Source organism: Litorilinea aerophila (assembly GCF_006569185.2).
Lineage (GTDB): Bacteria > Chloroflexota > Anaerolineae > Caldilineales > Caldilineaceae > Litorilinea > Litorilinea aerophila.
This window is the reverse complement of the sequence record NZ_VIGC02000001.1, coordinates 131,204-157,215: the sequence shown is the minus strand read 5'-3', so window position 1 is coordinate 157,215 and position 26,012 is coordinate 131,204. Positions and strand designations below refer to the sequence as shown.

The window sequence follows — 26,012 nt, the reverse complement described above, 5'->3', positions numbered from 1 at the left end:
CTGGCTAGCATCCTGGGTAGAGAAAGCAACTGGCTTCGTGATGATCGCCCACGGCAGCGAGCCGGGGCTCCCGCTGGTCGCAGACGCCGGGCATAAAGTCCGGGCAGCGGGGATGGAATGGGCAGCCCGGCGGCCGGTTCTGGGGGTGGGGGATGGAGCCCTCGATGGAGGGCAGCCGCTCCCGGGGCCGGGCATCCAGGCGGGGGATGGACTGGAGCAGGGCCCGGGTGTAGGGGTGTTTGGGGTTGCGGAAGAGTTCGTAGACCGGTGCCCGCTCCACCACCCGGCCCAGGTACATCACCGCCACCTCGTCGGCCAGCTCGGCAATGACCCCCAGGTCGTGGGTGATGAAGATCATGGCCATGCCCTGTTCGGCCTGGAGGCGGCGAAGCAGGTTCAGGATCTGGGCCTGGGTGGTGACGTCCAGCGCAGTGGTGGGCTCGTCGGCGATGAGGATGCGGGGGTTGGTGGCCAGGGCCATGGCGATCATGGCCCGCTGGCATTGGCCGCCGCTGAGCCGGTAGGGGTATTCGTGCATGCGCTGGCTCGGGTTGGGGATGCCCACATGGTGGAGCCATTCCCGAGCCGTTTCCCAGGCCGTGGCCTTGTCCACCCGGTTGTGGAGCCGGATGGCCTCCACAATCTGGTCGCCCACGGTATGGACGGGGCTGAAGGAAGACATGGGCTCCTGGAAGATCATGGAGATTTCCCCGCCCCGGATGGCGCGCATCTCCGGGCTGTCCGCGGGGAAGGAAAGCAGGTTGACCTGGCGGATCTGCCCGGGGCCCGCCGGGTAGTTGTACAGGATCTCTCCCCCCACGATGCGGCCCGGCCGGTCGACGATCTGGAGGATGGACTTGGCGGCCACGCTTTTGCCGCAGCCGCTTTCCCCCACAATCCCCAGGGTTCTCCCCGGCAATACGTCAAAGCTGGCGCCGTCCACCGCGTGGACGACCCCTTCCTCGGTGAAAAAGTAGGTCTGCAGGTTCCTGACCTGGAGCAGGGGTTCTGCCTGGGTCGTGGGGGGCGGTTTGGGTTGGGTGAGGGTGCGTTGGGTCATAGGGTCAGACTTTCCCGGGTTACCAGCCTTTAGCTGTACGGATCTGCTGCATCCCGCAGGCCGTCGCCCATGAAGTTCAGGGCCAGGATGGCCACAATCACCGGGACGGCCGGAAACATGAGCCAGGGGGTGAGGGCGATGGCCTGGACATTTTGGGTGGCCTGCAAGAGGACGCCCCAGCTGATGGCCGGCGGCCGCAGGCCCAGCCCCAGGAAGCTCAGGGCTGTCTCGCTGATGATCATGAACGGAATGGCCAGGGTGGCCGAGGCGATGAGGTGGCTGTAGAAGGAGGGCACCATGTGGCGGAAGATGATGGCCTGCCAGGTGGCGCCGGTCACCAGGGCGGCGGTGACGAAGTCCTCTTCGCGCATGGCCAGAAAACGGCCCCGCACCACCCGGGCCAGGTCCGTCCAGGCAAACAGGGAGACGATGATGGTGATGGCAAAGTAGATCTGCAGCACCGACCAGTCGGGCGGCAGGGCGGCGGCCAGCCCCATCCACAGGGGGATGGTGGGGATGGAGCGGATGATCTCGATGGTCCGCTGGATGATGTTGTCGATGACACCCCCAAAGAAGCCTGAAATACCGCCCAGGACAATCCCCAGGGCCAGGCTCAAGGCCACCCCGATGAGGCCGATGGTCATGGAGGTGCGGGTCCCGTAGATGATGCGGGAGTAGAGGTCGCGTCCCTGGATGTCGGTGCCCAACAGGAAGAGGGTCTCCTCGGCCGTGTAGGTCTCTGGATCTCGGACGCCCAACAGGTGAATGTTGGCCGGGATCAGGCCCAGGAATTTGTACTCGAATCCCCGGGCGAAGAATTTCAAGTCGATTTTGCGGGAGCAATCTCGCTTGTAAATTTTCTGCATGGTGTAGGGATCCCGGCTGCCTTCCACGCCACAGACGTGGAGGCGAAACCGGCCGTTGTCGAAGAGGTAGATGGGCTGGGGCGGGACGACCGCCCGGGCGGAGCGGCCCAGGGTGGGATCGCTGGTGGCCAGAAATTCAGCCCCCAGCGCTGCCAGGTAGAACAGCAGGACGATCACAGTGGCCACCAACGCCAGACGATGGCGCTTAAAGCGCATCCACATCAACTGGCGCTGGGACGCCACGCTGAGGCGTTCCTCCAGCTCGTTGGCCTGGTCGCGCTCCGCCTGCTGGACGGGGGGCTTCTGGATGGGGGGCAGAACGGTGCTTTCTTGACTCATCCTTCCAAACCTTTGTCCATCTTCTTTCTTATCTCGACAGATTTTCGGTGCCTACTGGAGCCGGACCCGGGGGTCGATGAGGGCCAGCAGGATGTCCGACAGCAGGGTGCCGATGACCGTCATGACCCCGATGAGCAGGATGATGGCCCCGGCCAGGAACATGTCCTGGGAAAGGAGGGAGCGCAGCAACACCGGCCCGACGGTGGGCAGGCTCAACACCACCGAGACGATGACGCTGCCCGAGACCAAAAACGGCAGAATGTAGGCCGTCAGGCTGATGATGGGGTTGAGGGCCAGGCGTACCGGATATTTGAGGATGAGCTGCCATTCGGACAGTCCCTTGGCCCGGGCCGCCACCACGTAGGGCTTGCGCAATTCGTCCAACAGGTTGGCCCGGGTGATGCGGATCAGGGAGGCCGTCCCCGAGGTGCCCAGCACAATCACCGGGATGATCATGTGCTTCAGCAGGTCGATCACCCGGTCGACGCCCCATGGCGCCGTCACGTACTCGGGCGAGAAGAGGCCGCCGATGCTGAAATCGTACAGATCCCAGGCGAAGTACATGAGCACCAGGGCCAGCAGAAAATCCGGCACGGCCAGGCCCGTGAAGCCCAGGAATGTGGCCAGATAGTCAGGGATGGAATATTGACGCACGGCCGAGTAGATGCCGATGGGAATGGCCACCACCCAGATGAAGACCACCGTCCCCAGGGCCAGGAGCACCGTGAGCAAGAGCCGCTCGCCGATCACCTCAGTGACCGGCACCCGATACTGGAAGGACATGCCGAAGTTTCCATGCAGGATCTGCCAGATCCACTTGCCATATTGGACATAGGCCGGCTGCCCCAGCCCGAAATATTCCCGCAGGGCAGCGGCCTCTTCGGCCGAAACTTCATCGCCCTGGGCCTCCAGGGAGGCGATGTAGGAGGTCACATAGTCGCCGGGGGGAAGTTGGATGATGAGGAAAGAGAGGACCGACACGGCAAAAATGGTCAACAGCCCATAGAAGACACGCCGGATCAGATAGGCTACCATCGGGTTTCCTCTTGGGTATCAGCCAGTTTCACTACTTCACGATTGTTGCCCGTTTACGGAGAGTTGCCCGTTTGCGGAGAGAGGATGCCGACTCCGCGGCGTAATTGGGAACGACCGGGTTTGTCTGTGTGGGCCGGGATGGGATACCCACTGGCAGGCCCCATCCCGGCTAAAAATCTCTGGGGGCTCTCCGCTCTGCGCGGTTCTTGCCGCAGCGTCACTCCTGGATCATGAAGAACTGTTCGGGGTACCCGTTACCGGGGGTCTGGGCATAGACCACCCACTCCATGGGCTTGGGCACGTTGCGCACGTTCTTCTTGATCAGGGTGGTGTAGACGGGGACGTTGACGACGACGCCCAACAAGGGCTGGTTGTCACACATGATCTCCGTGCCTTCGATGTAGAGGGCCCGCCGCTTTTCCGGATCCGGCTCCTGGATGGCCTCCCAGTGTTTCAGGATCTGGGCCTTGATCCATTCTGGCCCGTCATACTCGGCCGGATCGGGGTTGGGTGTATTGCCCCAGGCTGTGGCCAGGGGTGCCCAGCGAGTGCCCGGGATCAGGCGCGGGAGTACCTCTGGATTCCATTCGCCCGTCTCGAAGAGGCTCATCATGGGCTCGTTGGCTTCCGACCGCTCGATCCAGAGGCTGCGCTCTACGGGGTTGATCAGAAGCTGAATGCCGATGTTCTGGGCCCACATCTGGGCGATCCGCTCGCCGATCTCCGGGTAGGGCAGGAAGGCGCCACTCACCGCGTCGATGCGCAGGGTCAGCCGCTTGCCGCTGGGCAACAGGCGGAAGCCCTCGCTGTCCCGCTGATCCAGGCCGATGCTGTCCAGGATCTGGTTGGCCTCATCCGGATCAAAGCGGCCGAACTCCCGATCCCAGCGGTCGCTGTTGAAGAAAGGTGGGGTGTTGGCCGGGCAGAGGGAGGCCTCGGTGCCCACGCCCAGGAAGAAGGTCTCGTTGAGCTCCGAGCGCTCGATGGCCAGGGAGAGGGCCTTGCGGAACTCCAGGCTGCCCACCGTGTATTCGGCAATCTCCGGATCGCCTTGCCAGTCCATGTTAATGTAGACAGCCACGGGATGGCGGGTGCTGCTGCCCCAGAAGTCCACGAAGTAGCCGCCGGCTTCCTCGTTTTCCCGGATCACGGGCAACTTGGCGAAGTCGATATGGCGGCCCTGCACCGTGTAGTTGCCGGCGATGGCCCGCAGATTCAACACCTCCAGCTCCTCCACCAGTTCCAGGGAGATGCGGTCGAAGTAGGGAAGCTGGTTGCCTTCCGTGTCCACGCCGATGTAGTAGGGGTTCCGTTCCAGGATGTACTCGCTGTCGGCGATGCGGGTGACCGGCTTCCAGGGGGTGATGACCGGCAGCTCGGGGTTCATGGCCGCGTCATTTTTGGCCAGGAAGTGGAGGTGCCAGTTCTCGTAGCCGGCGTCCTGGGCAATCTGGTTGGCTTCCTCTTCGCCCACAAAATCGGGGTGGAACTGCTCCAGGTAGTGGCGGGGCGCCACCAGGCCGCCGCCGTTTCGACCCTGGTGGAAGTGGCCGGCCACGCTGGAGGTGGACATGGTCTCCAGCCACGAGGGGAAGGGCTGGGCGAACTTGATCTTAAAGGTGTAACCGTCCACCTTCTCGAAGACGGCCGTCTCCCCGCCCCAGCGCATGTACCAGGGCTGGGTGGGGACCAACAGCTCGTTGGTCAGAATGTGTTCATACCAGAACAGGTAGTCGTCGGCGGTGTACGGGGCACCGTCGGACCACTTCATGCCTTCCCGCAGGTAGAAGGTCCACTCGCTGGCATCTTCATTGGCCTCCCAGGATTTGATGACCCGGGGCCGCAGTTCATTGGCGCCGGTATTCCAGAAGATGCCATAGTCATTGACCCAGCGCTCCACATTCTGGCGGTCGCCCGGGCCGGTGAAGGCGCGGCGCAGGGTGCCGCCGTATTGGCCGATCATCTCTGCCGGCTGGATGACCAGGGGCTCCTTGGGCAGGCGCTCCTCCACTGGCGGCAGCTCGCCGGCCTGGACCCGCTCGGCCAGCATGGGCGCTTCCTGGAAGGAGGTGGGGATGGTGTCCACAATTTCAGGCCAGCAGGGGGTATCCCAGGTACACTGTTCCCGTTGGGCCAGGTAGTCGTCCACGCTGGCCGGCTGCTGGGCTGCCTGGGGCTCTGCCGCTGCGGGGGCAGCCGGCGCTTCGGCCGCAGGCGCCTCTGCCGGCGCAGGTTCGGAAGAAGGCTCCGAAGACGAGTCACAGGCCGTGAACAGCAAGGTCAAGACGAGCAGAACAGGGGGGAGAAATCGGTACCAGGTCTTGGACGAAGGCCAGCTGGGCCACGTCCGGTGCGCATACGACATGGGGTTCCTCCTCAGGTCAATCTTGCGGAATGGGATGGACGGGAATGATTGTGTAACAGACGTCTGGCCGGTTTTGCTGGCCCTGCCTTGCGGAGGGGGCGCGCAGGTGCCAGTATCGTCGGCCAGGGTCAGCCGTTACCGTGCGGCAGATGGCCATGGGCAAACCCAGGCACCAGGTCGGATGAAAACGTTTTACTGCGCTGTGAAGACCAACGAAAAGCCAGTTTCCCGTAGGGCGGCCAGGATAGCCGTGTGAAAAATGCGCACCCAATTTTTCACGGCATTTTTCACGGGAGGGGAGCTGACTCACCCGGGCGCCGATCCAACAGGGTCAGTGTGTCATCGCCAGGAGTGCCCGACATGGTTCGATAACACCCTTTGCGAGTGAACGGAGCAGGCTGTAATGGAAGCTGGTAAACGGGTAAAAAGGGCTGGAAAATTTGGATGGAAAGGCGAGGAAATCCCCCCTTTCACGCTCCATGGTATCAAATCGTATTGGCCCTGTCAAACAAGATTTTCGAGGTGCAGGTTCTGCGCACCTTCTTGTTCAGACCCGCACGACAGGGTATACTTGGCTTGACTGCCACGCCCATGTGTACCCCATCTACGTCCCTATCTACGGCGTTATCGCCCTGTTGCAGAAAGGGACGCTGCATCCTATCTCGCACCTTATCATGTACCACGACTCATGTACCACGACATGGACCACATGTACTGCGGAATTCACCAAGGAGGCATCATGTACCAGACGGACATGTATGAAGGCATGTTGGCAGAGACCGTGACCATCCACGGCGCCAACGGCGATGTCATCAACGCCTACTTTGCCCGTCCCCTGGGGCCAGGACCTTTCCCCGGCATGGTGGTCATCCACCACATGCCCGGCTGGGACGAATGGTACCGGGAGGCGACCCGTAAATTCGCCCACCACGGCTACGCCGCCATCTCCCCCAACCTCTACTACCGGGCCGGCCATGGCACGCCCGAGGACGTGGCTGCCCGGGTGCGGGCCGAGGGGGGCGTCCCCGACGACCAGGCCGTGGGCGACATCGAGGGCGCGATGAAGTTCCTGCGCTCCCTGCCCTACATCAACGGCAAGGTCGGCGTCTTCGGAACCTGCTCCGGCGGCCGCCATGCCTATCTGGCTGCCTGCCGCACCCAGGGCTTCGACGCGGCGGTGGATTGCTGGGGCGGCCGGGTGGTCATGTCCCCAGAGGAATTGACCCCCAAACAGCCTGTTGCGCCCATCGACTATACGCCGAACCTCTCCTGTCCCCTGTTGGGCCTCTTCGGGGAGGAAGACCGGAATCCCACGCCGGAACAGGTGGCCCGGCACGAGGAGGAGCTGAAAAAATACAACAAGGTCTACGAGTTTCACATGTACCCCGGCGCGGGCCACGGCTTCTTCTACTACGACCGCCCCAACTATCGGCAGGCCCAGGCGGTGGACGGCTGGAAGAAGATCTTTGCCTTCCTGGAGAAGTACCTGAGCACGCCGACTTCGTCTGCCTGATGGGGAGCGGCATGGCAGGCCATCGGTGTAAACCCGGGGGCCGTCCCTACGGGGCCTGGCCGCTCCTTCGTAGGCGCAGCTCGCAGCTGCGCATGCGTCGCCGCCCTTTTATCCGCCCGGGTGTGGCGGCATCGGGCGGGCACGGGGGCCCGCCCCTACGAGGACTGGCAAAATCTGTGTTCATCTGTGGAATCTGTGGATCGAATCCGCCGGGGCAGCGGTATTGCCGTCAAACCGGCATCATGAGAAAGAGAGAGATGGCTATGTGCACCATGATCGCCGAGCAGATCCAGATCGCAGGCAGCGGCAAGGGCCGGCAGGACTGGTTTGAACTGGCCCAGGCCTACGTCTCCTACGACCATCCCTTCCATGCGCCCCTGGAGCACGCCCTGAACATCGACTTTGTGAACGAAGCGCAGGGACCGGGCGCCCGGGTGGCGGTGGAGCTCAGCGTGGCGTCCGCCCGGGCGCTGGTGGACGCCATCCAGCGGGTGCTGGCCCAGGCCGAGGCCCGGGGACACCTGGAGGAGGAAGATGTGACCGGGGAAGCGACGGTACCGCTCTCTTCTAGCGCAGGGTGAACACGCGAACCTGTCCGTAGAGCGCCTCCACGGATGCACGGCTGCCCACGCCCACGCCTGGCTCCTGGGCGGCAGCCGTGCCCGCGGCGACTCCCCACCGCGCCACATCGGCCAAGGTTGCCCCTCGCACCAGGGCCCAGAGGATGCCGGCCAGCAGGGCATCCCCCACGCCGACCACCGTCTGCACTGTCACGGCCGGCGGCACCGCCTGCACCACCTCGCTCCGGCTCCCCAACACCAGCCCCTCCGCGCCCAGGGACAGGGCCACCAACTCTACACCCTGCTCCAGAAAAAACGCCACCGTGTCCAGCCGGTCGGCCTGGGTGCGGAGCGGCCGCCCCAGCAATTCGGCGGCCTCTTCCTGGTTGGGCTTGACCAGAAACGGCCCCGCAGCACAGCCCAGGCGCAGGGCCTCACCGCTGGTATCCAACATGGGCCGTGCTCCCCGTTCCCGCAGCACAGCGATCAGCTCCCCGTAGCAGGTGGACGGGACGCCCGGCGGTAGGCTGCCCGCCAGTACCCAATAGCTCCCCGGCGTGGCCAGGTCCATCAACCGGGCCCGCAGCCCGGCCAGCTCGGCCGGCGTCACCGTGGGGCCGGCCTCGTTCACCTTGATGTAGCGGCCGCTGTGGGCTTCCGCAATGACCGTGTTGGTGCGGGTTTCCCCCTGGATGTGCACAAAATCGGTGGCGATGCCCAGACCTGACAGGCCCCGCTCCAGCAGCTGGCCGGTGGCGCCGCCCACAAAACCCAGGGCCGTGCTGGGTACCCCCAAGGCCTGCAGGGCCCGGGAGACATTGAAGCCCTTTCCGCCCCAGTCCAGGCGACTCTCCACGGCCCGCAAGACCACATTCTCCTGAAGCCGGGGAACCACCAAGGTGCGGTCCAGGCCCGGGTTCAGGGTGACGGTGAACACAGGCAGCAATGGTTCCGTCATGATCTGCCTCTCCACAGAAGATAAGGAGGGATCCACAGATTTCACAGCTTTACACAGATTTTTACCTGGCACTATCTTTGCCGATCCGATCCACAGAACCCAGGCGGATGAAAGGATGACGACGCCTACGACCTGGTGCCCGTTTCCGTAGGGGCGGGCCTCCGTGCCCACCCACTGTCGCCAATCGCGAAAGGGCGCCGGTTTGCTTGCCGTAGGGACGGCTCCCAGCCGCCCCATGGTGCCGGACCCAGGCGGATGAAAGGATGACGACGGCTGCGCAGCGACTGGGTCGGCATCTGAGGATGCCCACGCCGCAGATGGATCGCCATCGGGAAGGACTACATCCGTGCTCATCTGTGGAATCTGTGGCTCAAATCTGTAAAGGTAGTGTATCTGTGCAAATCTGTGGAATCCGTTGATCCTGTTGAATGTGTGTCTGTGTGTGAAATTTGTGGTTTCTGTAAGTGGATCCGCGTGTGAATTCCACAAAAATTGGTGTGAATCTGTGTTGTCTGTGGATCAAAACCGACTACGATGACCTACTGCTCCGGATCGTGTCCAGGGCGTGGTGCAGGGGGCGCAGTGTCTCGTAGACATGGCTGTAGACTTCCCGGTAGATCCGGCTGTAGAGGCGGGCTTCCTCTGGCACGGGATGAACCGGCGTGGCTGTGAGGGCCAGCCGGGCCAGGGCATCGGCCACGTCGGCGTAGACGCCGGCCCCCATGCCGGCCAGCACGGCCGCGCCCAGGGCGGTGGATTCGGCCACGCTGACCACATGGACGGGCCGGTCCAGGACGCCCGCCTTGATGCGTATCCAGAGCTCATTGCGGGTGCCGCCGCCGGTAGCCATGACCCGTTGCAGGGTGGCCTGCGCGTGGCCCAATAGCGGCTCCAGGGTGCTGCGCATCTCCAAGGACAGGCCCTCCAGCAGCGCCCGAAAGAGGACGCCCCGCCGGGCTTCGGTGCTGAGGCCGATGAAGGCGCCCCGGGAGCGGGGATCCAGATGGGGCGGATTGGCCAGCCGCAGATGGGGCAGGAAGCAGACGCCCAGGCTGCCCGGGGGAACGTCGGCCGCCTCCTGGATCAGGGTGGCGTAGGGGGCGCCATCGGCGATGGCCTCGCGAAACCACTCCACGCTGGCGCCGGACGTGTAGAGCCCACCCAGCGCGTAATAGTGGCGCCCATCCACGTGGGTTCCCTGGGAATAGCCCTGCTGGCCGAAGGCCGGGTCGGTGAGGGGGCGGGTGACAGGCAAGAAGACCGCTTCCGCCGTGCCCAGGGAATTGAGCACGGTGCCCGGGTCGGTTACTCCCAGGGCCAGGGCCCCACAGACGTGGTCATGGCCGCCCACGGCCACCTGGGCATGGGATGGCAGGCCGGTGGCCGCAGCCACCTCCGGCAGGACGGGGCCCAGGGGCGTGCCGCTGGCCGTCAGCGGGGCAAACAGGTCCGGGGGAAGGCCCAGCTCGGCCAGGAGTTCGGTGGCCCAGCGCAGGCGGTGTAGATCCAGGGCCAGGGTGCGGGAGGCCAGGGAGAAGTCGGTGGCCATCTGGCCGCTCAGGCGATAGGCGATGTAGTCGGCCACGTTGAGCCAGCGGGCCGTGCGCGCCCAGGCCTCGGGCTCATGCTGGCGCAGCCAGAGCACTTTGCACAGGCCGAAGATGGGCTGCAAGGCCAGGCCGGAAATGGCAAACAGCCGCTCCCAGCCGATCTGGGCATCCAGCCAGGCGGCCTGCTCGGTGGTGCGCCGGTCGAACCAGGCGATGGCTTCCCCGGTGGGGCGACCTGCCCGGTCCAGGGGGATGCCGGTCTCCCCCACGCTGGCCACGGCCACCCCCACCACCCGTCCGGGCTCTGTCAGGCCGGCGGTTACCTGGCGCAGGGCTCGGGCCGTCGTTTCCCACAGCTCCTCGGGATGGTAGTAGGCCCAACCCTGGCGGCTGGGCTCTGGGTGGTAGTGGGTTGGCGTGGGGACAGTGGCCTGGGCCACGGCCTGGCCTGCAGGGTCAAATGCAATGGCTTTGATGTTGGTGGTGCCCACATCCAGGCCCACCAGCAGCGGTGTCGATTCCATGGTGCCTCTGGGATCTGAAGATGCCCGGGTTGGCGGTGACGGGCCCCGGGGGCGGGCCCGGGGTGAAGGTCATCCTTTGACGGCGCCCAGGGTGAGGCCGCGGATAATGTAGCGCTGGGCCAGCAGGGCCAGGATGGTGGGCGGCAACATGGTGAGCATGACCCGCACGCCCACAAACCAGAACTGGACCCCTCGGGTGTGTTCGGCGCCGGCGATGATGACGGGCATGGGGATGGCGTTCTTGGTGGTCAGCGCCAGGGCGAAGAGGAACTCGTTCCAACTGAAGGCCATGCAGATGATCCAGGTGGCCACCAATCCAGGGACGACCAGAGGCAGCGCCACCCGATAGAAGGCCTGGAAGCGGGAGGCGCCGTCCACCAGGGCCGCTTCCTCCAGCTCCACCGGCAGCTCCCGGAACATCTGGCTCAGGATGATGACGGGGAAGGGCAGGGTGAAGGTGGCGTTGAGCATCACCAGCGCCCAGACGGAGTCCAGCAGACGGAGTTGCCGCATGAGCAGGAAGAAGGGGATGACCACCACCACCGGCGGCAACACCCGCTGAGAGAGGAACCAGGTGGTGATGGTGCCGTTCTGGGGGCGGTGGAAGCGGAAGCGGGCCAGGGCGTAGGCGGCCAGGGTCCCCAGGGCCACGGCCAGGGTCGCCGCGCCGATGGAGATGACGGTGCTGTTCCAGAGGGCCCGGCGAATTTCCCGGATGGCCAACTCGGCGCGCCAGTGTTCCAGGGTGGGCTGGAACTGGAGGAACGGGATCCAGCTGTTCTCGAAGGTGTCCGCCGGATGTTTGATGGAGTTGAGGAACGCCCAGTAGAACGGGAAGAGCACCCAGAGCACCATGATGACCAGGACGGCGGCCAGGATCAGGTTGGTGAGCAGCTGGCGTGTGCGAAGGGTCATGGGTTACCTGCCTTCCTCATACAGCTCGCGGATCTGGCCGAAGAGCAGGGAGACGATTAACATCACGATGAAGAGCAGCAGAAACCCCTGGGCCGCGGCATAGCCATGGTCGAAGAAGCGCAGCGCGGTGCGATAGGTGAAGAGGCTGTACACCTCGGTGGCGCGGCCAGGGCCGCCCAGGGTCAGGCTGGTGGGAATGTCGAAGACCTTGAAGGCCTCCACCAGGCGCAGCAACAGGATCAGCCAGAGGGTGGGCGCCATCAGGGGGAGGGTGATGTGGCGGAAGAGCTGCCAGCCCGACGCCCCGTCCACTTCAGCCGCCTCGTAGAGATCGGGCGAAAGACTCTGGAGTGCGGCCAGCGAAACCAGGAAGACGAAGGGCGTCCACTGCCAGACGTCCAGGATGATGACCGCGATCAGCGCCCAGCGGGGGCTGGAGAGCCAGGGGATACCCTGGCCGCCCAGGAAGCGAATGAATTCGTTGATGGGGCCGTTTTGCTCGTAGTAGAGGGTGATGCCCAGGTAGCCCATGGCCACCGGCGTGGCAAAGAGGGGCAGGGTCATGAGCGCACGCAGGATATTTTTGCCCCGCAGCTCCCGGTTGAGCAGGAGGGCCAACAGGAAGCCCAGGATCATCTCCACGGTCACCGTGGCGACCACGAAGATCAGGGTCACCCGCAGGCCGGAGTGGAGGTTTTGGTCGATGAAGAGGCGCTCGAAATTGGCCAGCCCCACAAATTGATTCCGCTGGCCGAAGCGGAAGCTGTAAAAGCTGGTAAACAGGGCGTAGAGCAGCGGGAAGAGGGTGAAGAGCAGGATCCAGACCACGGCAGGCAACAAAAAGAAAAGCGACGTCCGGTCCCGTCGCCTGCGGCGGGCTGGCAGGGCTGCGGTTTTGGATAGTTGACCGGTCACCTGTGTCAACGCTTATCTCCTTTACGCCAGGTTGCATACCGGGCTCTGCCCGTGGAACACCCAGGATGGTCGCGGAAGCGGTGGAGCCAGGCGCGCAAGGGGACAGGGAAGGTCGGCGGGTCGGGAGTTCGCACCGCCCCGGCCCGCCGACCTTGGACATGTGTTACTCAAGCCCCAGGGAGGTCCGGTAGATCTCCAGTTGCGTCTCCCGGCCCAGCCGGTCGGTGATCTGTTCGAAGTCGGCTGCAGTGGCCCGCAGGGCCTCTTCGGGCGTCACCTGACCGGTAGCCGCCTCGGACAGGTGGATGTCCAGGGCCGTCCAGTATTCGAAGGTGCCCGGAATGCGGAGGTATGGGAACTGCAACGGCGCGTTGAAGTTCTCGAAGTAGGCGTTGGTGTAGTCCCGGATGTCCGCCTCATCCCAGCCGGCCGCCAGGTAGTCGTCGATGGTGGCGGTGCCGTTGGGCTCCAGGAAATGACTGTACCGGCCCGGATCCACGCCATCCCAGCCGCGGGCGGCATAGATCAGGGACTTCTCCTTGGTGGCCATCAGGGCCAGCAGGTAGTAGGTGGCCTCCGGCGCGTCGGAGAATTTGGAGATCACGCCGGCCCAGGAGCCGCCGGTGGTGTTGCCCACCATGTTGGGCTCCTCGGTCTGCACCCATTCGCCGGTTTGGATGTTGTAGTACTCGTGGGTGCCGGGAATGGGCGCGGCGCCGGTCTTGCCCTTGACCTGACTGCCCTCCTGCTGGGCCAGCGCGCCCAGGTCACCCCAGGTGAAGGTGAGCGCGGCCTCGCCCCGCAGGAAGTGATCCCAGCTCTCGCCCAGGCTCCAGGCTAGCATGGCCTCGGGACCGAACTGGAGCAGGTCGATGAGGGTTTCCATGGCCCGCAGGTGGCCGGGGCTGTCGATCAGGGGCTCCATGGTCTCAGGGTCGAACCAGTAGAGCTTGGGGTTTTCCGGCCCGATGACGAAGGGCGCGGAGAAGGACATGAAGTGGAACATGCCCTGGCCGCCCACCTTCAGGTGGAGGGTCAGGCCATTGTCCGGCGTCCCATCCCCGTTGAGATCCTTGCCGTTGAAGTACTCGGCCACATCCCGGAACTGGTCCCAGGTCTGGGGGACGCCCAGGTCATAGCCGTATTGCTCCCGGAAGGCGGCCTGGTGCTCGGGATCTTCCAGCAGGTCCCGCCGGTAGTACATGACCTGGCCGTCGTGGTCGTTGGCCACCATGTACTTCTTGCCGCCGTACATGAGCAGCTCCCGGGGGCCGGGCAGGACGTCCTCGATGTCCCACTGGGGGAAGCGGGGATCGTTGTACCAGTCGTCGTAGGGGAGGATGAAGTCGCCGCCCACCAGGTCGCCCAGCCACCAGGCGCCGGCGATGGAGGTGTCATATTGGCCGGTGCCGGTGGTGAGGTCAGTCATCAGCTTGGGGAAGTGTTCGGCGAAGGGCACTTCCACGATCTCCAGGGTGGCGCCGGTGGCCTGTTCGAACTCATCCCGCACCTCGTAGAAGGGGCCGGAGATGGGGCCCTTTTCGCCGGCGGTGTTGACGATGACCGTCACCGTCTGGCCTTCAAAGGGGCAGGAGCCGGGCTCGCAGGGGGTGGCCACCACGGGCGGCGCCAGTTCGCCGGCTTCCACCACTGTGGCCGCCTGGCCCTCCTCCACCACGGGGCCTACCGTCCCTTCCTCTTCCTGAGCAGCCTCTGGCGTTGGTGTGGCTGCGGCCTCGGCGGGCGCTTCCGCAGGGGCTTCCGCCCCGCCACCGCCACCACCGCCACAGGCAGCCAGGAGCAACAGGGCGGCCAGTAGGGTTACCATCAGCCGCCAGGATTTCCAGGATGTCCTTGTCTTTTGCATCGGTGTCGTTCTCCTTCCCTTTCACAAAAGAAAGTTCCTTGAATAAAGCTGGACTTCGGCTGTCAGCTGTCCCGGCTCCGTTGAGATGTTCAAGGATGGGGCGCTGCCTGGCAGCCGAAGAGAACTCACAGAAACGAAAAGGGCGTGTTGGACCCAACAGGAGCGGGCGATGGAGGTGGTGGCTATTGCCCCTCCAGCATAGCCAGGGCAGAGGCCACATCGCCCCCGTCGTGGATGATGTGGCGAAGGGCGCCCACCACCGCGGCCGGGTCCGGATGTTGCCAGATGTTGCGTCCAAAGACCACGCCAGCCGCACCGGCTGTCACCGCGCCATGGACCACCTGCAACATGGCTTCGCTGCTGTCCATGCGGGGGCCGCCAGCGATCAGGGTGGGGACAGGGCAGTTGGTCACCACCTGTCGAAACGATTCGGGCGTGCCGGTGTAGTACGTCTTGATGTAGTCCGCGCCATGTTCAAAGGCCAGCCGCGCGGCCGAAGCCATGGCATCCGCCGCCAGGGGATCGGGGATCCGCTCGCTGCGGCAGGGGAGGGCCTCCACCATCAGGGGCAGGTTGGCCTGCAGACATTCGCCGGCCACCCGGGCGACGATGCGGTAGGTTTCCAGTTCCACGGGGATACCGACGAAGGTCATGAGCACCACGCCGTCCACGCCCAGGTTGAGGGCATCCTCCACCGAATGCAACAGGCTCCACTCGGTGTAGGCCAGCCAGTCCTCCCGATAAATGCTGGGGCCGCCATCCAGGCGCAGCAAGGTGGGGATGCGGCCGATCAATCGTTCCCGATATCGCTTAACCACCCCGAAGGTGGTCATGATGCCATCGGCGCCCGCCTCTGCGACGGCGTCGATGACCCGGCCTGGATCCTCCAGGCCCTGGATGACGCCGTTGGTGCGTCCATGATCCATGGCAACGATGAGGGCGCGGTTGTCTGGTTTTAAAATTGCCATCGATGATCCTGTCCGTTTTGGTGTGATTGGCTATTTGGGCCGGGTATTTCAACCGGGTTTGATCCATTGTGCCCGGGGCAAAGGCTATGGCCGCGTGGCCTGGCTGTCGTGGAAAGGGTACCCGGGCAATCAACCTTGCTGAACGCTCCAAAGCAGGACCGGTACAGTCTGGCGTCAATACCACGGCAGAAATTCCGGGTGCCCTCTGGGCGCGCTCCCTCTGGTGGAAACGCTCGGCTAAGCCGCGGGCCAGAGGCCTGATCGGCTATGCCGCAGGCCAGAGGCCTGATCGGCGAATTTCTGCCGGGATTTACTAGACGTAGGCGATGTTGGTCACTGCCGAACGAGAAGAGGAGCTGGTTGTCTGACCTCAGGAAAACGTTTTTCTGCTTGCAATGTAGCAGAATCCAGGGGCTTTGTCAACGTGAAGAAAAGTTTGGTCCTGGGCGCACCTTGACAATCCCTGGGACATCCTCTATACACCCTATGCACCCTTTTCCATTTATCATTCCACAGGGAGCCACTATGTCACTACCGAACGACTACACGGAACGGGTCTACGCCGGCGTGCTGGGCAAGATCATCGGGGTCTACCTGGGCCGCCCCTTTGAAGGCTGGACCTACGACCGCATCATGGCCGAGCTGGGCGAAATCTGGTACTACGTTCATGAACGGCGCAATGTCCCCCTGATCGTCACCGACGACGACATCTCGGGCACCTTCACTTTCGTGCGGGCCCTGGCCGACTACGGCTACCGCCGGGACCTGACGCCGGCCCAGATCGGCCAGACCTGGCTCAACTACATCATCGAAGAGCGGACCATCCTCTGGTGGGGCGGCCTGGGCAATTCGACGGAGCACACCGCCTTCCTGCGCCTGAAGCAGGGCATCCCCGCGCCCCAGAGCGGTTCCATGGCCCTCAACGGCAAGGTCGTCGCCGAGCAGATCGGCGCCCAGATTTTCATCGACGGCTGGGCCATGGTGGCGCCGGGGGATCCCGAACTGGCCGCGGAGCTGGCCCGTCGGGCCGCCAGCGTCAGCCACGACGGGGAGGCCATTTACGGCGCCCAGGTGGTGGCGGCCATGGAAGCCCAGGCCTTCGTGGAGTCCGACATCAACCGCCTGATCGACACCGCCGTCTCCCTGATCCCCCGCGATTCCATCATCTACCGCCTGATCCAGGACATCCGGGAGTGGCATGCCCAGGAGAAGGACTGGCGCAAGACCCGGGAGCGCATCGCCGCCCACTACGGCTACGACAAGTACGGCGGCAATTGTCACATGGTGCCCAACCACGCCCTCATCATCCATGCCCTCCTCCACGGCGAGGATGACTTCCAGAAGACCCTCATGATCGCCAACACCTCGGGCTGGGACACCGATTGTAATTCCGGCAACGTGGGCTGCCTGATGGGCATCAAAAACGGGCTGGCCGGCATCGACGCGGGCCCGGATTGGCGTGGTCCTGTGGCCGACCGTCTGTACCTGCCCACCGCGGACGGCGGCCGCGCCATCACCGACGCGGTGACCGAGGCCATCCACCTGGTCAACAGTGGTCGCGCCCTGGCCGGCCTGGCGCCCATCACGCCCAAGGGTGGCGCCCGTTTCCATTTCTCCCTGCCTGGCTCGGTGCAGGGCTTCCAGCCGGAAACGGAGGTGGAAAGCCGGGACACTGTGACGGTGGAAAACGTGCTCCTGCCCCAGGAGTTGGCCGACGAGCCGGGGCGGCGGGGTCTGGCCCTGCGCTATCGGCACCTGGCCCCAGGGCGGGTCGCCCGGGTCTCCACACCCACCTTCATCCCCTCCCTGGCCGTTGCCGAGTATTTTGAACGCCGAGGCTATGCCCTCCTGGCCTCGCCCACCCTCTACCCCGGTCAGACGGTGCGGGCTGCGGTGGCTGCCGATGCCGGGAATGCCACGCCGGTCCGCTGTGCCCTGTACCTGCGCTACTATGGTCCCCAGGATGAGCTGGTCCTGCGCCGGGGGCCGTGGGTCGAGCTGGCGCCGGGTGCTCGCCATGAATTCGCCTGGCCGGTGGAAGAGACCGACGGCGCGCCCATCGCGGCCATCGGCGTGGAGCTGAGCCAGGACTACCGGGCCGATGGCACAGTCTATCTGGATTTCTTGACGTGGGAGGGTACCCCCCGGGTGACCTTCCGGCGGCCGGATTTCGAGGGTAGCATGTGGCGTCGGGCATGGGTTAATGCCATCAGCGTATACGGCCAGCGCTGGCCCGAGGCCTACCGCCTGATCCAAAACCAGGGCCGGGGCCTGCTGATCCAGGGCACCCGGGAATGGCAGGACTACCGGGTGACCGCCCCCCTTACTCCCCACATGGTCAAAGCGACGGGCATTGCCGCGCGTGTCCAGGGCCTGCAGCGCTACTACGCCTTGCTGCTGGCCCCGGAGAACAAAGCGCGCCTGGTCAAAGTATTGGACGGCGAGACCGTGTTGGCGGAAGTGGACTTCCCATGGCGCTATCAGCGCACCTACGAACTCAGCCTGACGGTGCAAGGCTCCCGCCTGGAGGCGTCTATCGACGGGCAGCTCCTCTTCCAGGTACAGGATCCAGATCCTTCCCTGGCTAGCGGTGGAGTGGCCTTTGTCTGTGAGGAAGGCCGGGTCGCCAGCGAGTGGATGCGGGTGGAGGGGATGGACGTAAAATCCTCCAGCGCCCATGGCGGATGAGACTATTCGTCTTGGGCAGAGATATCCCCCTCACGGTCCTTCCGCCTGCACCGTGAAGGTGATGGGAATGGCCGGCCCCACGTAGCGGTTGTCCATCCACACCCGCCAGGTACTGGTGTAGGTATGGCTAGCCTCGCCGCTGGGCAGTGCCGGCGCTACGAAAAGGTTGTCGTAGTCTGTGAAGGTGAAGGGTTGTCCCGGCTCCACCACCCCGCGCACGGCCATGTGGGGGTAGGCGCCAAAGCGTAGTTCGTCCGCTTCGTCCATGTGGGCCAGGAAATCCCCCTCCTCCAGCCGGTAGGGCGCACGGGGAACCACCGTGATCGCCGGTCGGAAGGCCTGGCCGGGCCGCACCACCCGGGGCACCTGGACCGCCACCACGTCGATGGCCGGCTCCGGCAGGGGAAGGCCGGAATGGGTCAGACCGCTGCCGCTGGCCGCCGTCCAGACATCATCGTCGTCAAAGGGGCAGGCGCTGCAGGGGGGACCCATGGCCACCGCCTGGGCCGGCAGGGTGGTGTACGGCTGCCAGGCCTGCCCATCGAAGACGGCTATACCCCGCTGTTCCATCCCCACCCAGACCCGCCCCTGGGGATCGATGGCCAGGGCGTTGACCCGCTCCACCGGGAAACCGGCCCCGGCCGTGCAGTCCGCCCATCCCTCTTTGTCATAGAATCCCACCCCGCCCGGCTCCGTAAAATAGCCGATCCACAGCCCTCTGGCGTCGATGGCCAGGGTCCGAACCCCGTTACTGCGCAGGCCCCCCTCCGTGTTCTCCGCTGAATAGAGACTGACGCCCTGGGCGCGCATAAAACGATTCCAGGTCTGTTTGCATGCAACGCAAAGGATTGTTGCGCAGGTTGCAACAACCCCATGTTAGCCTGGATGTTAGAAGCTGCGCAGACTTCTGTACGTTCAGGGATGCACGTTCACCACCCGTAGAACGCGCACGGCTTTCACGTTGAGGGGAGCACGCGTGCCGCCCCCAGGCGGGAGATCTCCTCACCTCAACGTGTCCTTCCTGCCCGAAAGGAGGCACGTTGAGGATGAAAGCACCAGTCTATCGCAAGCGTTGGCGTGGTTGGATCGCCGCCATCCTGGTGGCGGCCGCGCTGGTCGGTCTGGGAATCGTTCCGGACGCCACTGCTGAGCCCGGCCTGCCGCCGTCCGCACCCTACCTGGCGGATGGTGGCGGCGGCCAACACGGCGGTTAGGCCAGTGACATGACCGGGGAAGTACAGGGAGCCCGAGACGCATGACAGTCTGGCGTAAATACCACGGCAGAAATTCGGCGGTATTACTTCTGGTGGAAACTATCGACGAAATTTCTGCCGGGATTTACTCATGGGAACGCTCTGGGGTTTCCTGTGCCTCCCCGGCATGGAGGCCTTCCTGGGCACGGTGCCACTTTTCGGTCACCGTCCGTTTGAGATCCGGGTAGGCCGGGTCGTCGGCCATCTGGGGCAGCCGGTCCAGCGCCTCCTGCAGAACTTCCAGCGCTTCCTGGTGGCGTCCCTGGGCGCTCAAGACAAAGCCCAGGTTGTCCAGGGTGTTGACCAGCCCGGCCAGGTGATCCACCTGGGACCAGCAGGAGAGGCTGAGTCGGTAGGCGGCTTCGGCCTCTTCCCAGTGTTGCTGGTATCGGTAGACTTCGCCCACGTTGTTGTAGATGCGGGCCAGGCGCAGGCTGTCGTTCAGCCGTTGAAAGACCTGCTCTGCCCGGCGGTAGCAGGTCAGGGCTTCTCGATAGCGGGCCTGATTGGCATGGAGCAGGCCCAGATTCAACTGGGCCGTGGCCCAGCCGGCGATATCCCCCAGGGCCTGAAAGCGGTCCAGGGCCTGCTGGTATACGGAGATCGCCACCTCGGGCTGGCCCATGTGTTGCAGGATCAGGGCCTGGTTCATCAGGGCCATGGTCGCCAGGCGAGAGGTGCCGGTCTGTTCCCAAAGGGTGTAGGCGGCCACCTCTTCCCGGTAGGCTTCTTCCCATTCCTGCCGCTCGTAGGCCACCGCTGCCCGCACCAGGTGGCAATAGGCCAGGGTCTCGTCGTCGGGAGAGTGGGCCAGCTCGGCCTGGGCCTCGGCCACCAGTTGAAGGGCGCGGGTAAACTCGCGCCGTTCCCAGGCCAGATAGGCGTGGTGGGCCCGAACCCGGGCCCAGCCCCGGCGGTCGCCCAGGGCTTCGTAGCGGGCCGCGCTGGCCTGGAAGGCCGCTTCCGATTCCTGGTGGCGGACCTGCATGCGCAAAATCACGGCCAGATGGAAGAGGATCAGGGCCTCGGTGGCCCCGTCGGCTTCTGTCTGGCAGCGGACCAGGGCTATCTGGAGGAGCTCCAGCCACTCCTGGCGATGGCCGCTGCGCTCCATGACCGGCGCCCAGCGGGCGATAAAGGCGCGCACCATGGGCCAGGCCTGGGGCAGGCGCAGGGCATATTGCAGGCTGTGGAGCGCGCGGGCACAGGTCTCCTCGGAGAAGCCGGCCTGTTCCAGTTGGGGGAGCAGATGGGCGAGGCTTCGTCGCGCGCAGAGGCTCAACCAGTCATGGCTGTTGGCGGTGTCGATTCGGTCCATTGCAGGATCTGGGTATGCAGGAAGTTGCGGGTGAGGCTGTGGATGCTGTAGACGCTTTGGTCCAGCGCGTTGCGCCGATGCTCCACCAGGCTCAGGTCAACCAGATGGAACAGCCCGGCGCGCACGGCAGACTCCGGCAGCTCGCTGATCACCGCAATGTACTCCAGATCGGCACCGGCGGGGGGAACCAGCACCATTGACAACAGAAGTTTTCGCTCCAGGGTTTCCAGGTGTTCCCAGGCCTGGGCGTACAGGTATTCGTACAGCTGTTCGGCTGCCTCTCCCTGGACATCGGCCAGGCCTTGAAGGACAGCCTCCAGGTGTTGGTAGCGACATTGGCCCACCAGCAGGCGCAGAGCCAGGGGATTGCCCCCCACCACGGCATAGATGGGCTCAAAATGGCTGGGGGAGAGGTCGGCCAGTTCGGGGATGCCGGCCACTCTGGCCTGGTAGCGCACCAGGGCCAGCGCATCCCGGGACCCCAACTCGGTCAGGTGCAGCACGTGGTACGGGGTGTCCGTGGGGGGGTGGAAGCGGCTGGTGAGGAGGATGCGGGTGGGGCCTGCCAGGGCTCGCAGCACCGGCAGGAGGCTCTGCACCTCGTCGATGGTCTCCAGATTGTCCACCACTACCACGCCGGGGTTCTCGTCCAACCGGGCCCGGAGCGGGGCCAGGGCCCGTTCCAGGGTGAAGGGCACGGGATGCTCGTCGGGTGGCAGGAGTTGATCCACCAGCGCGGCCATCACGGCCTCCACCGTCACAGTGGGGTTGGGAACCGTCTCCAGATGCCCATCCAGGCGCAGGCGCTGCTGTTGAGCCGTCACCCAGGCCAGCATCTGCAGGTGGCCGTCGGCCAGGAGTTGGCGCACCGCCGCCGCGGCCAGGGCCGTCTTGCCGATGCCACCGATGCCCTCGATGAGGTAGAGGTAGGGGGGATCCGGCTGTTGCAGTTGCCGAAGCAGGGTGCGGAGGGGCACCTCCACCCCAAAGAGCCGTTCTCGGCCCACGATCAGGTCCAGGCGCAATTGGGCCATGGTTCGCACGTCCTCTGGTGCGGCGCGGGGTAGATCCGGCTGCCGGGCCAACTGTTCCCGTTCCATCTCCTCGGCCAGCATTACCAGCTTTTCGATGGCCTGACGCTGGAGCCGATCCAGGTGAGAGAGGGAGAGGGTGTAGCGGCGGCTCAGGATTTGTCGCGATAGGCCTTTCTGGAAGCGATCTCGGATGAGCCGGGCGGCCCGTCCATCCACCCGTTCCAGCCGCTGCAAGAGCTGCTCCAGCAGGTGGTCGGTCACTTCCCTGGCGGCCGTGCCCGGGGCCAGGCTGGCCTGGATCTGGCCATAGAGGGGCCAGTCCTGGAGAGGGGAGTCGTGGTACAGGTTCCCCTGCCATCCGCGCAGGGCTACCAACAACTGCTGGTATCGGTTTCCGGGGCTGAACGTGGACATGGTGGCAGGTGTCAACGGGTGGTTTTCAGATTTGAACTTGTATCTCCACTATAGCAGACTAGCTCATCTATCACAAATGTGTGCTATCCACCCCCGGTTTCGCAGGGAACCAAACAGATTCGCACACATTTGGGAGATGAGCCAACAGGTTTTGCCTGGGATAGCAACGGGATAGGACATGGAGGGGAAGGGGATAGGCCGGGGATAGCAGGGCTATGATAGGCTGTCCCTGGACCCGAGTGGCCGCAAGCGGGCTTCGGGCCGGACACGAGGGGGTGTCCCGGACCGAATGATATGGACTCAGGACGCCACACGGCGAGCCACCGGGTCCGCATAGGCCCTTTTCGGGGCCGGTGGGTGAATCGTTTCCACAGTTGGGGCTGGAATGGTTCGCCCACAGACCGATGCAGGATCCGCCCCCGTCCCCCCGAGGGGCGGATCCTGCGCGTTTGGGCTCGGTTGGATGGAAAAGTCGGTTTGACAGCCGGCCATCGACATCCTATAATGGGCTCGCCAGCCACGTATGGCTCACAACGCTGCCTCTTCCAGAAAACTTAAAGTCAAAATTCATCTTAATCGGCAACCGCTTATAGCGGCTCCCCTCGATCCTACGCTGGATAACCGTCTTGGCGAGCGGAGTGCTGCTGAGGTCGTGTCCACCCTTTCCCCCTGTCCGCTGAGGCGGGCATGGCCATGAGGGCGGGTACACGTGTGCCATATTAATCTGTCACCCCCGGATCCAGCCCCCATCGACCTGCCTGCTGCCTAACTAGGTGGCGAAAGAGCGATGGGCAAGGGTCCGTTCTGGTGAATTGTTGTGCACGCAGCCTGCGCCCTTTGGGGTGCAGAATGCACCTTTCTATCTATGACTCACCTTTCGAAGGAGGAAGCCAATGGGTAAGATGCGATTGTCCTGGATATTTGCCCTGCTTGTGATACTCTCCCTGGTGCTGGCGGCCTGTCCAGCACAGCAGCCGGCGCCGGCTGCCCCGGCCCAGGAGCAGGCTGCCGCTCCGGCGGAGGCCGAGTCGGCCTCCGGCGCCACCGAAGCCGCGACGGAAGAAGCCCCCGCGGCCAGCCCGGAAGACTACATCAATGCCTCGCGAGAGGAGACGGTGATTTTCGACATCGACGGTGGCCGGGTTACCGATCCCGAGCTGTGGAATCCCTTTGTGCCTGGCAACCGGCGGGATCACGGCTACCATCAGGCCATCCTGGAGCCCCTTTTCATCCTCAACTACCAGACGGGCGAGTTCATCCCCTGGCTGGGGGAGAGCTTCGAAGCCAACGAGACCAACGACGTCTGGGTGTTGAAGCTCCGGGAAGGGGTGGAGTGGAGCGACGGCACCCCCTTCACCGCGGACGATGTGGTCTTTACCATCCAGATGCTGATCGACAACGCGCCCGAGTTGGGCGATTCGGCGGCCATGAAGGACTGGGTGGCCAGCATCGAGAAAGTCGACGATCTCACGGTCCAGTTCAATCTGACCCGACCGAACCCTCGCTTCCAGCTTGACTATTTCTCGGTCAAGATCTGGGGCAGTGTGAACATCATGCCCAAACACATCTGGGAAGGGCAGGATCCACTGACCTTCAAGTTCTACGATCCCGAGAAAGGATGGCCGGTGGGCACCGGTCCCTACACCCTGGCCAGCGTGAGCCAGACCGAGTTCGTCTACGTGCGCAATGACAACTGGTGGGGGGCCAAGACTGGCTGGAAGCCCCTCCCTGCGCCCAAGAAGTTGGTCTGGACCTGGGCCGGGCCAGAGGAGACCCGGGCTGCGCTCATGGCCGACCGGCAGTTGGACAGCCTGATGGACATCACCCTGGGTGCGCTGCAGGCCCTTCAGGCCCGCAATCCCAACGTCATCACCTGGTTCCGGGAAATGCCCAAGGCGTGGGTGCCGGATCCCTGCTCCCGCACCTTCGAGCTGAACCACGCGGTGGAGCCGTGGAACGATCCGGATATGCGCTGGGCCTTGAACTACGCCATCGACCGGGATCAGATCGTCCAGATCGCCTACGAGGGTACGACGCTGAAGTCGCGGCACTTCTTCCCGGCCTATCCACCCCTGGATGCCCTGGTGGATAAGGCCATCGAGGCCGGTGTCTACGACCTGGATCAGCTCTGGACCCACGACCCAGATCGGGCCCGGGAGATCATCGAATCCAAGGGGTATACCCTGAACAGCAACGGCTACTACGAAAAGGATGGCCAGGAACTGCGTCTGGACATCACCACCCACGAGGCCTTCATCGAGAAGCAGCGCATCGCCCAGGTGATTGTGGAGCAGTTGCAGGCCGTGGGCATCAACGCCACCACCCGCAACGAAGCCGGCGGCACCTGGGGTGAGAACTTCGCCTTTGGCCGCTTCGAGGCCCGGGTGGGCTGGCAGACCTGCGGCTCTGTGAATGAGCCCTGGGCTTCCCTGGATACCTTCAACGTCCGCTGGCTCAAACCCGTGGGCGAGCGAGCCGACAACGACGAATGGCGCTGGCAGGGTGAACAGGCCACCCTCTACAGCAACCTGGTGGATGAGATGGGCACCCTGCCCCTGGGCGATCCCAAGGTGGAGGAGCTCTTCATCCAGGCCATGGATATCTGGTTTGACGAGCTGCCGGTCATCCCCATCACCCAGGCTAAGAAGATCATCCCCTTCGATACCACCTACTGGACCGGTTGGCCCACCGCTGACAACGACTATATCCATCCGCCCACGTGGTGGCAGCACACCCATGTGATCATTCACAACCTGCAGCCGGCAGGTCAGTGAAGTCGCTGAGGTGGCAGGGAAGTGGGCGCCGATGCAACCGGCGCCCACACCCTGCCCCTTCCAGATAGAAAGGAACGTGTGCATGGCTGGGCTGACGCCCGCATATGTTCTCCGCCGGGTGGGGATGTGGCTGCTCACCATCTGGCTGGGGGCGACCATCATCTTCGTCATTCCGCGGCTGGCGCCCGGTGACCCGGTGGCGGCCATGGTCAGCCGCCTCTCTGCCCAGTCGGGCTACATTGAAAACAGCGCGGAGATGATTGAGGCCTGGCGAGAGCGATTTGGCCTCAATGGCCCCTGGTATGTCCAATATCTCAGCTACCTGCGCAGTGTCCTCACCTTTGATTTGGGCTATTCCCTGGCCTCCTTCCCCAGCCAGGTCCGGGACATGATCGCCCAGGCGGTGCCATGGACCATCGGCCTGTTGACCCTGGCCACCCTGATCTCCTTCGTTCTGGGCAATCTCATCGGCGCCCTGATGGCCTGGCGCCGTACCCCCCGCCTGGTCCGGTCCCTGCTGCCGGTGACCCTGACTTTCACGTCCATCCCCTTCTTCATGCTGGGGATTCTGCTCATCTATGTCTTTGCTTTTGGGCTGCGCTGGTTTCCACCCTCGGGCGCCTACGACAGCACCCTCACCGTGGGCTGGAACTGGGAGTTCATCGTGGACGTCATCCACCACGGCACCCTGCCGGCTCTCTCCATCGTGGTCACCTCCATGGGCTTTTGGGCCCTGGGCATGCGGGGGATGATGATCACCAACGAAGGCGAGGATTACATGATCCTGGCCGATGCCAAAGGGCTGTCCCCCCGGCGAGTCTTCTGGTTCTACGGCGTGCGTAACTCGGTGTTGCCCCAGGTCACGGCCCTGGCCCTGAACCTGGGTGGTATCGCCGGCGGCTCGACGCTGGTGGAGTATATTTTTGCCTACCCCGGGATGGGCTATTTGCTCTACCTGGGCATTGTGAACACCGATTACACCCTCATCCAGGGCATCGTCTTCATGTTGATCGTGGGGACGGCCACGGCTGTGTTGATTTTGGATCTGCTTTATCCCCTGATCGATCCGCGGATTACCTACGAAAAAGGATAGACG

At 64.2% G+C, this 26,012-nt stretch carries 19 protein-coding genes; 6 read left to right on the top strand and 13 right to left on the bottom strand.

Annotated features, from left to right (window positions below; translation table 11 throughout):
- Positions 1-4 precede the first annotated feature (4 nt).
- The 4 genes from FKZ61_RS00580 to FKZ61_RS00565 form a co-directional block, all read right to left on the bottom strand.
- Positions 5-1,060 carry an ABC transporter ATP-binding protein gene (locus tag FKZ61_RS00580; protein ID WP_141608116.1) on the bottom strand — a complete coding sequence of 352 codons (1,056 nt, stop codon included), beginning with the start codon at positions 1,058-1,060 and terminating at the stop codon, positions 5-7.
- A gap of 29 nt (positions 1,061-1,089) precedes the next feature.
- A complete protein-coding gene (locus tag FKZ61_RS00575; RefSeq protein WP_141608115.1) occupies positions 1,090-2,265 on the bottom strand; it encodes an ABC transporter permease in 1,176 nt (391 codons plus the stop codon).
- A gap of 51 nt (positions 2,266-2,316) precedes the next feature.
- The gene (locus FKZ61_RS00570; protein WP_141608114.1) at positions 2,317-3,300 is read right to left on the bottom strand and encodes an ABC transporter permease; all 984 of its coding nucleotides are present in this window, start codon (positions 3,298-3,300) and stop codon (positions 2,317-2,319) included.
- A 217-nt stretch (positions 3,301-3,517) separates the two neighbouring features.
- A complete protein-coding gene (locus FKZ61_RS00565; protein WP_141608113.1) occupies positions 3,518-5,665 on the bottom strand; it encodes an ABC transporter substrate-binding protein in 2,148 nt (715 codons plus the stop codon).
- Positions 5,666-6,404: 739 nt separating this feature from the next.
- Here FKZ61_RS00565 and FKZ61_RS00560 point away from each other — a divergent pair.
- The gene (locus tag FKZ61_RS00560) at positions 6,405-7,178 is read left to right on the top strand and encodes a dienelactone hydrolase family protein (RefSeq protein WP_141608112.1); all 774 of its coding nucleotides are present in this window, start codon (positions 6,405-6,407) and stop codon (positions 7,176-7,178) included.
- A gap of 257 nt (positions 7,179-7,435) precedes the next feature.
- Entirely contained in the window at positions 7,436-7,759 is a 324-nt protein-coding gene (locus FKZ61_RS00555) for a DUF6295 family protein (RefSeq protein ID WP_211358337.1), read from the top strand.
- Here FKZ61_RS00555 and pfkB read toward each other — a convergent pair.
- From pfkB to FKZ61_RS00525, 6 genes are all read right to left on the bottom strand, one after another.
- Complete coding sequence (gene pfkB / locus FKZ61_RS00550) at positions 7,746-8,696, bottom strand: 1-phosphofructokinase (RefSeq protein WP_170199015.1); 951 nt, start codon at positions 8,694-8,696, stop codon at positions 7,746-7,748. The two genes, FKZ61_RS00555 and pfkB, sit on opposite strands and share 14 nt — an antisense overlap.
- A gap of 529 nt (positions 8,697-9,225) precedes the next feature.
- Positions 9,226-10,770, bottom strand: coding sequence for an FGGY-family carbohydrate kinase (locus FKZ61_RS00545; protein WP_141608110.1), 1,545 nt, complete (start codon positions 10,768-10,770; stop codon positions 9,226-9,228).
- A 69-nt stretch (positions 10,771-10,839) separates the two neighbouring features.
- Entirely contained in the window at positions 10,840-11,685 is an 846-nt protein-coding gene (locus tag FKZ61_RS00540; RefSeq protein ID WP_141608109.1) for a carbohydrate ABC transporter permease, read from the bottom strand.
- A 3-nt stretch (positions 11,686-11,688) separates the two neighbouring features.
- On the bottom strand, positions 11,689-12,600 hold the full coding sequence (locus FKZ61_RS00535; protein ID WP_229964086.1) for a carbohydrate ABC transporter permease: 912 nt from the start codon (positions 12,598-12,600) through the stop codon (positions 11,689-11,691).
- 163 nt (positions 12,601-12,763) lie between these two features.
- Entirely contained in the window at positions 12,764-14,428 is a 1,665-nt protein-coding gene (locus FKZ61_RS00530) for an ABC transporter substrate-binding protein (protein ID WP_141608260.1), read from the bottom strand.
- 221 nt (positions 14,429-14,649) lie between these two features.
- The gene (locus FKZ61_RS00525) at positions 14,650-15,435 is read right to left on the bottom strand and encodes a class I fructose-bisphosphate aldolase (protein WP_141608108.1); all 786 of its coding nucleotides are present in this window, start codon (positions 15,433-15,435) and stop codon (positions 14,650-14,652) included.
- A 525-nt stretch (positions 15,436-15,960) separates the two neighbouring features.
- On the opposite strand from FKZ61_RS00525, the gene FKZ61_RS00520 reads away from it, so the two are divergent.
- Complete coding sequence (locus tag FKZ61_RS00520) at positions 15,961-18,123, top strand: ADP-ribosylglycohydrolase family protein (protein WP_141608107.1); 2,163 nt, start codon at positions 15,961-15,963, stop codon at positions 18,121-18,123.
- A 30-nt stretch (positions 18,124-18,153) separates the two neighbouring features.
- Here the strand turns inward: FKZ61_RS00520 and FKZ61_RS00515 are convergent, their stop codons facing one another.
- Positions 18,154-18,933: a two-component regulator propeller domain-containing protein gene (locus FKZ61_RS00515; protein WP_141608106.1), complete on the bottom strand. Its 780-nt coding sequence runs from the start codon at positions 18,931-18,933 to the stop codon at positions 18,154-18,156.
- A 236-nt stretch (positions 18,934-19,169) separates the two neighbouring features.
- Here FKZ61_RS00515 and FKZ61_RS00510 point away from each other — a divergent pair, with 236 nt between their 5' ends.
- Positions 19,170-19,337, top strand: coding sequence for a hypothetical protein (locus FKZ61_RS00510; protein ID WP_170199014.1), 168 nt, complete (start codon positions 19,170-19,172; stop codon positions 19,335-19,337).
- 124 nt (positions 19,338-19,461) lie between these two features.
- On the opposite strand, the gene FKZ61_RS00505 is transcribed toward FKZ61_RS00510, so the two are convergent.
- Positions 19,462-20,694, bottom strand: coding sequence for a tetratricopeptide repeat protein (locus FKZ61_RS00505; RefSeq protein ID WP_141608105.1), 1,233 nt, complete (start codon positions 20,692-20,694; stop codon positions 19,462-19,464).
- Positions 20,655-22,142 (bottom strand): ATP-binding protein, encoded by a 1,488-nt coding sequence (locus tag FKZ61_RS00500; RefSeq protein WP_141608104.1) that lies wholly within the window; start codon positions 22,140-22,142, stop codon positions 20,655-20,657. Before FKZ61_RS00500 ends, FKZ61_RS00505 begins: the two co-directional genes overlap by 40 nt.
- An 893-nt stretch (positions 22,143-23,035) precedes the next feature.
- On the opposite strand from FKZ61_RS00500, the gene FKZ61_RS00495 reads away from it, so the two are divergent.
- Together FKZ61_RS00495 and FKZ61_RS00490 are read left to right on the top strand one after the other, a co-directional pair.
- Positions 23,036-24,916, top strand: coding sequence for an ABC transporter substrate-binding protein (locus FKZ61_RS00495; protein WP_141608103.1), 1,881 nt, complete (start codon positions 23,036-23,038; stop codon positions 24,914-24,916).
- Between the two features lie 82 nt (positions 24,917-24,998).
- The gene (locus tag FKZ61_RS00490) at positions 24,999-26,009 is read left to right on the top strand and encodes an ABC transporter permease (RefSeq protein ID WP_141608102.1); all 1,011 of its coding nucleotides are present in this window, start codon (positions 24,999-25,001) and stop codon (positions 26,007-26,009) included.
- The last annotated feature ends 3 nt before the right edge of the window (positions 26,010-26,012 follow it).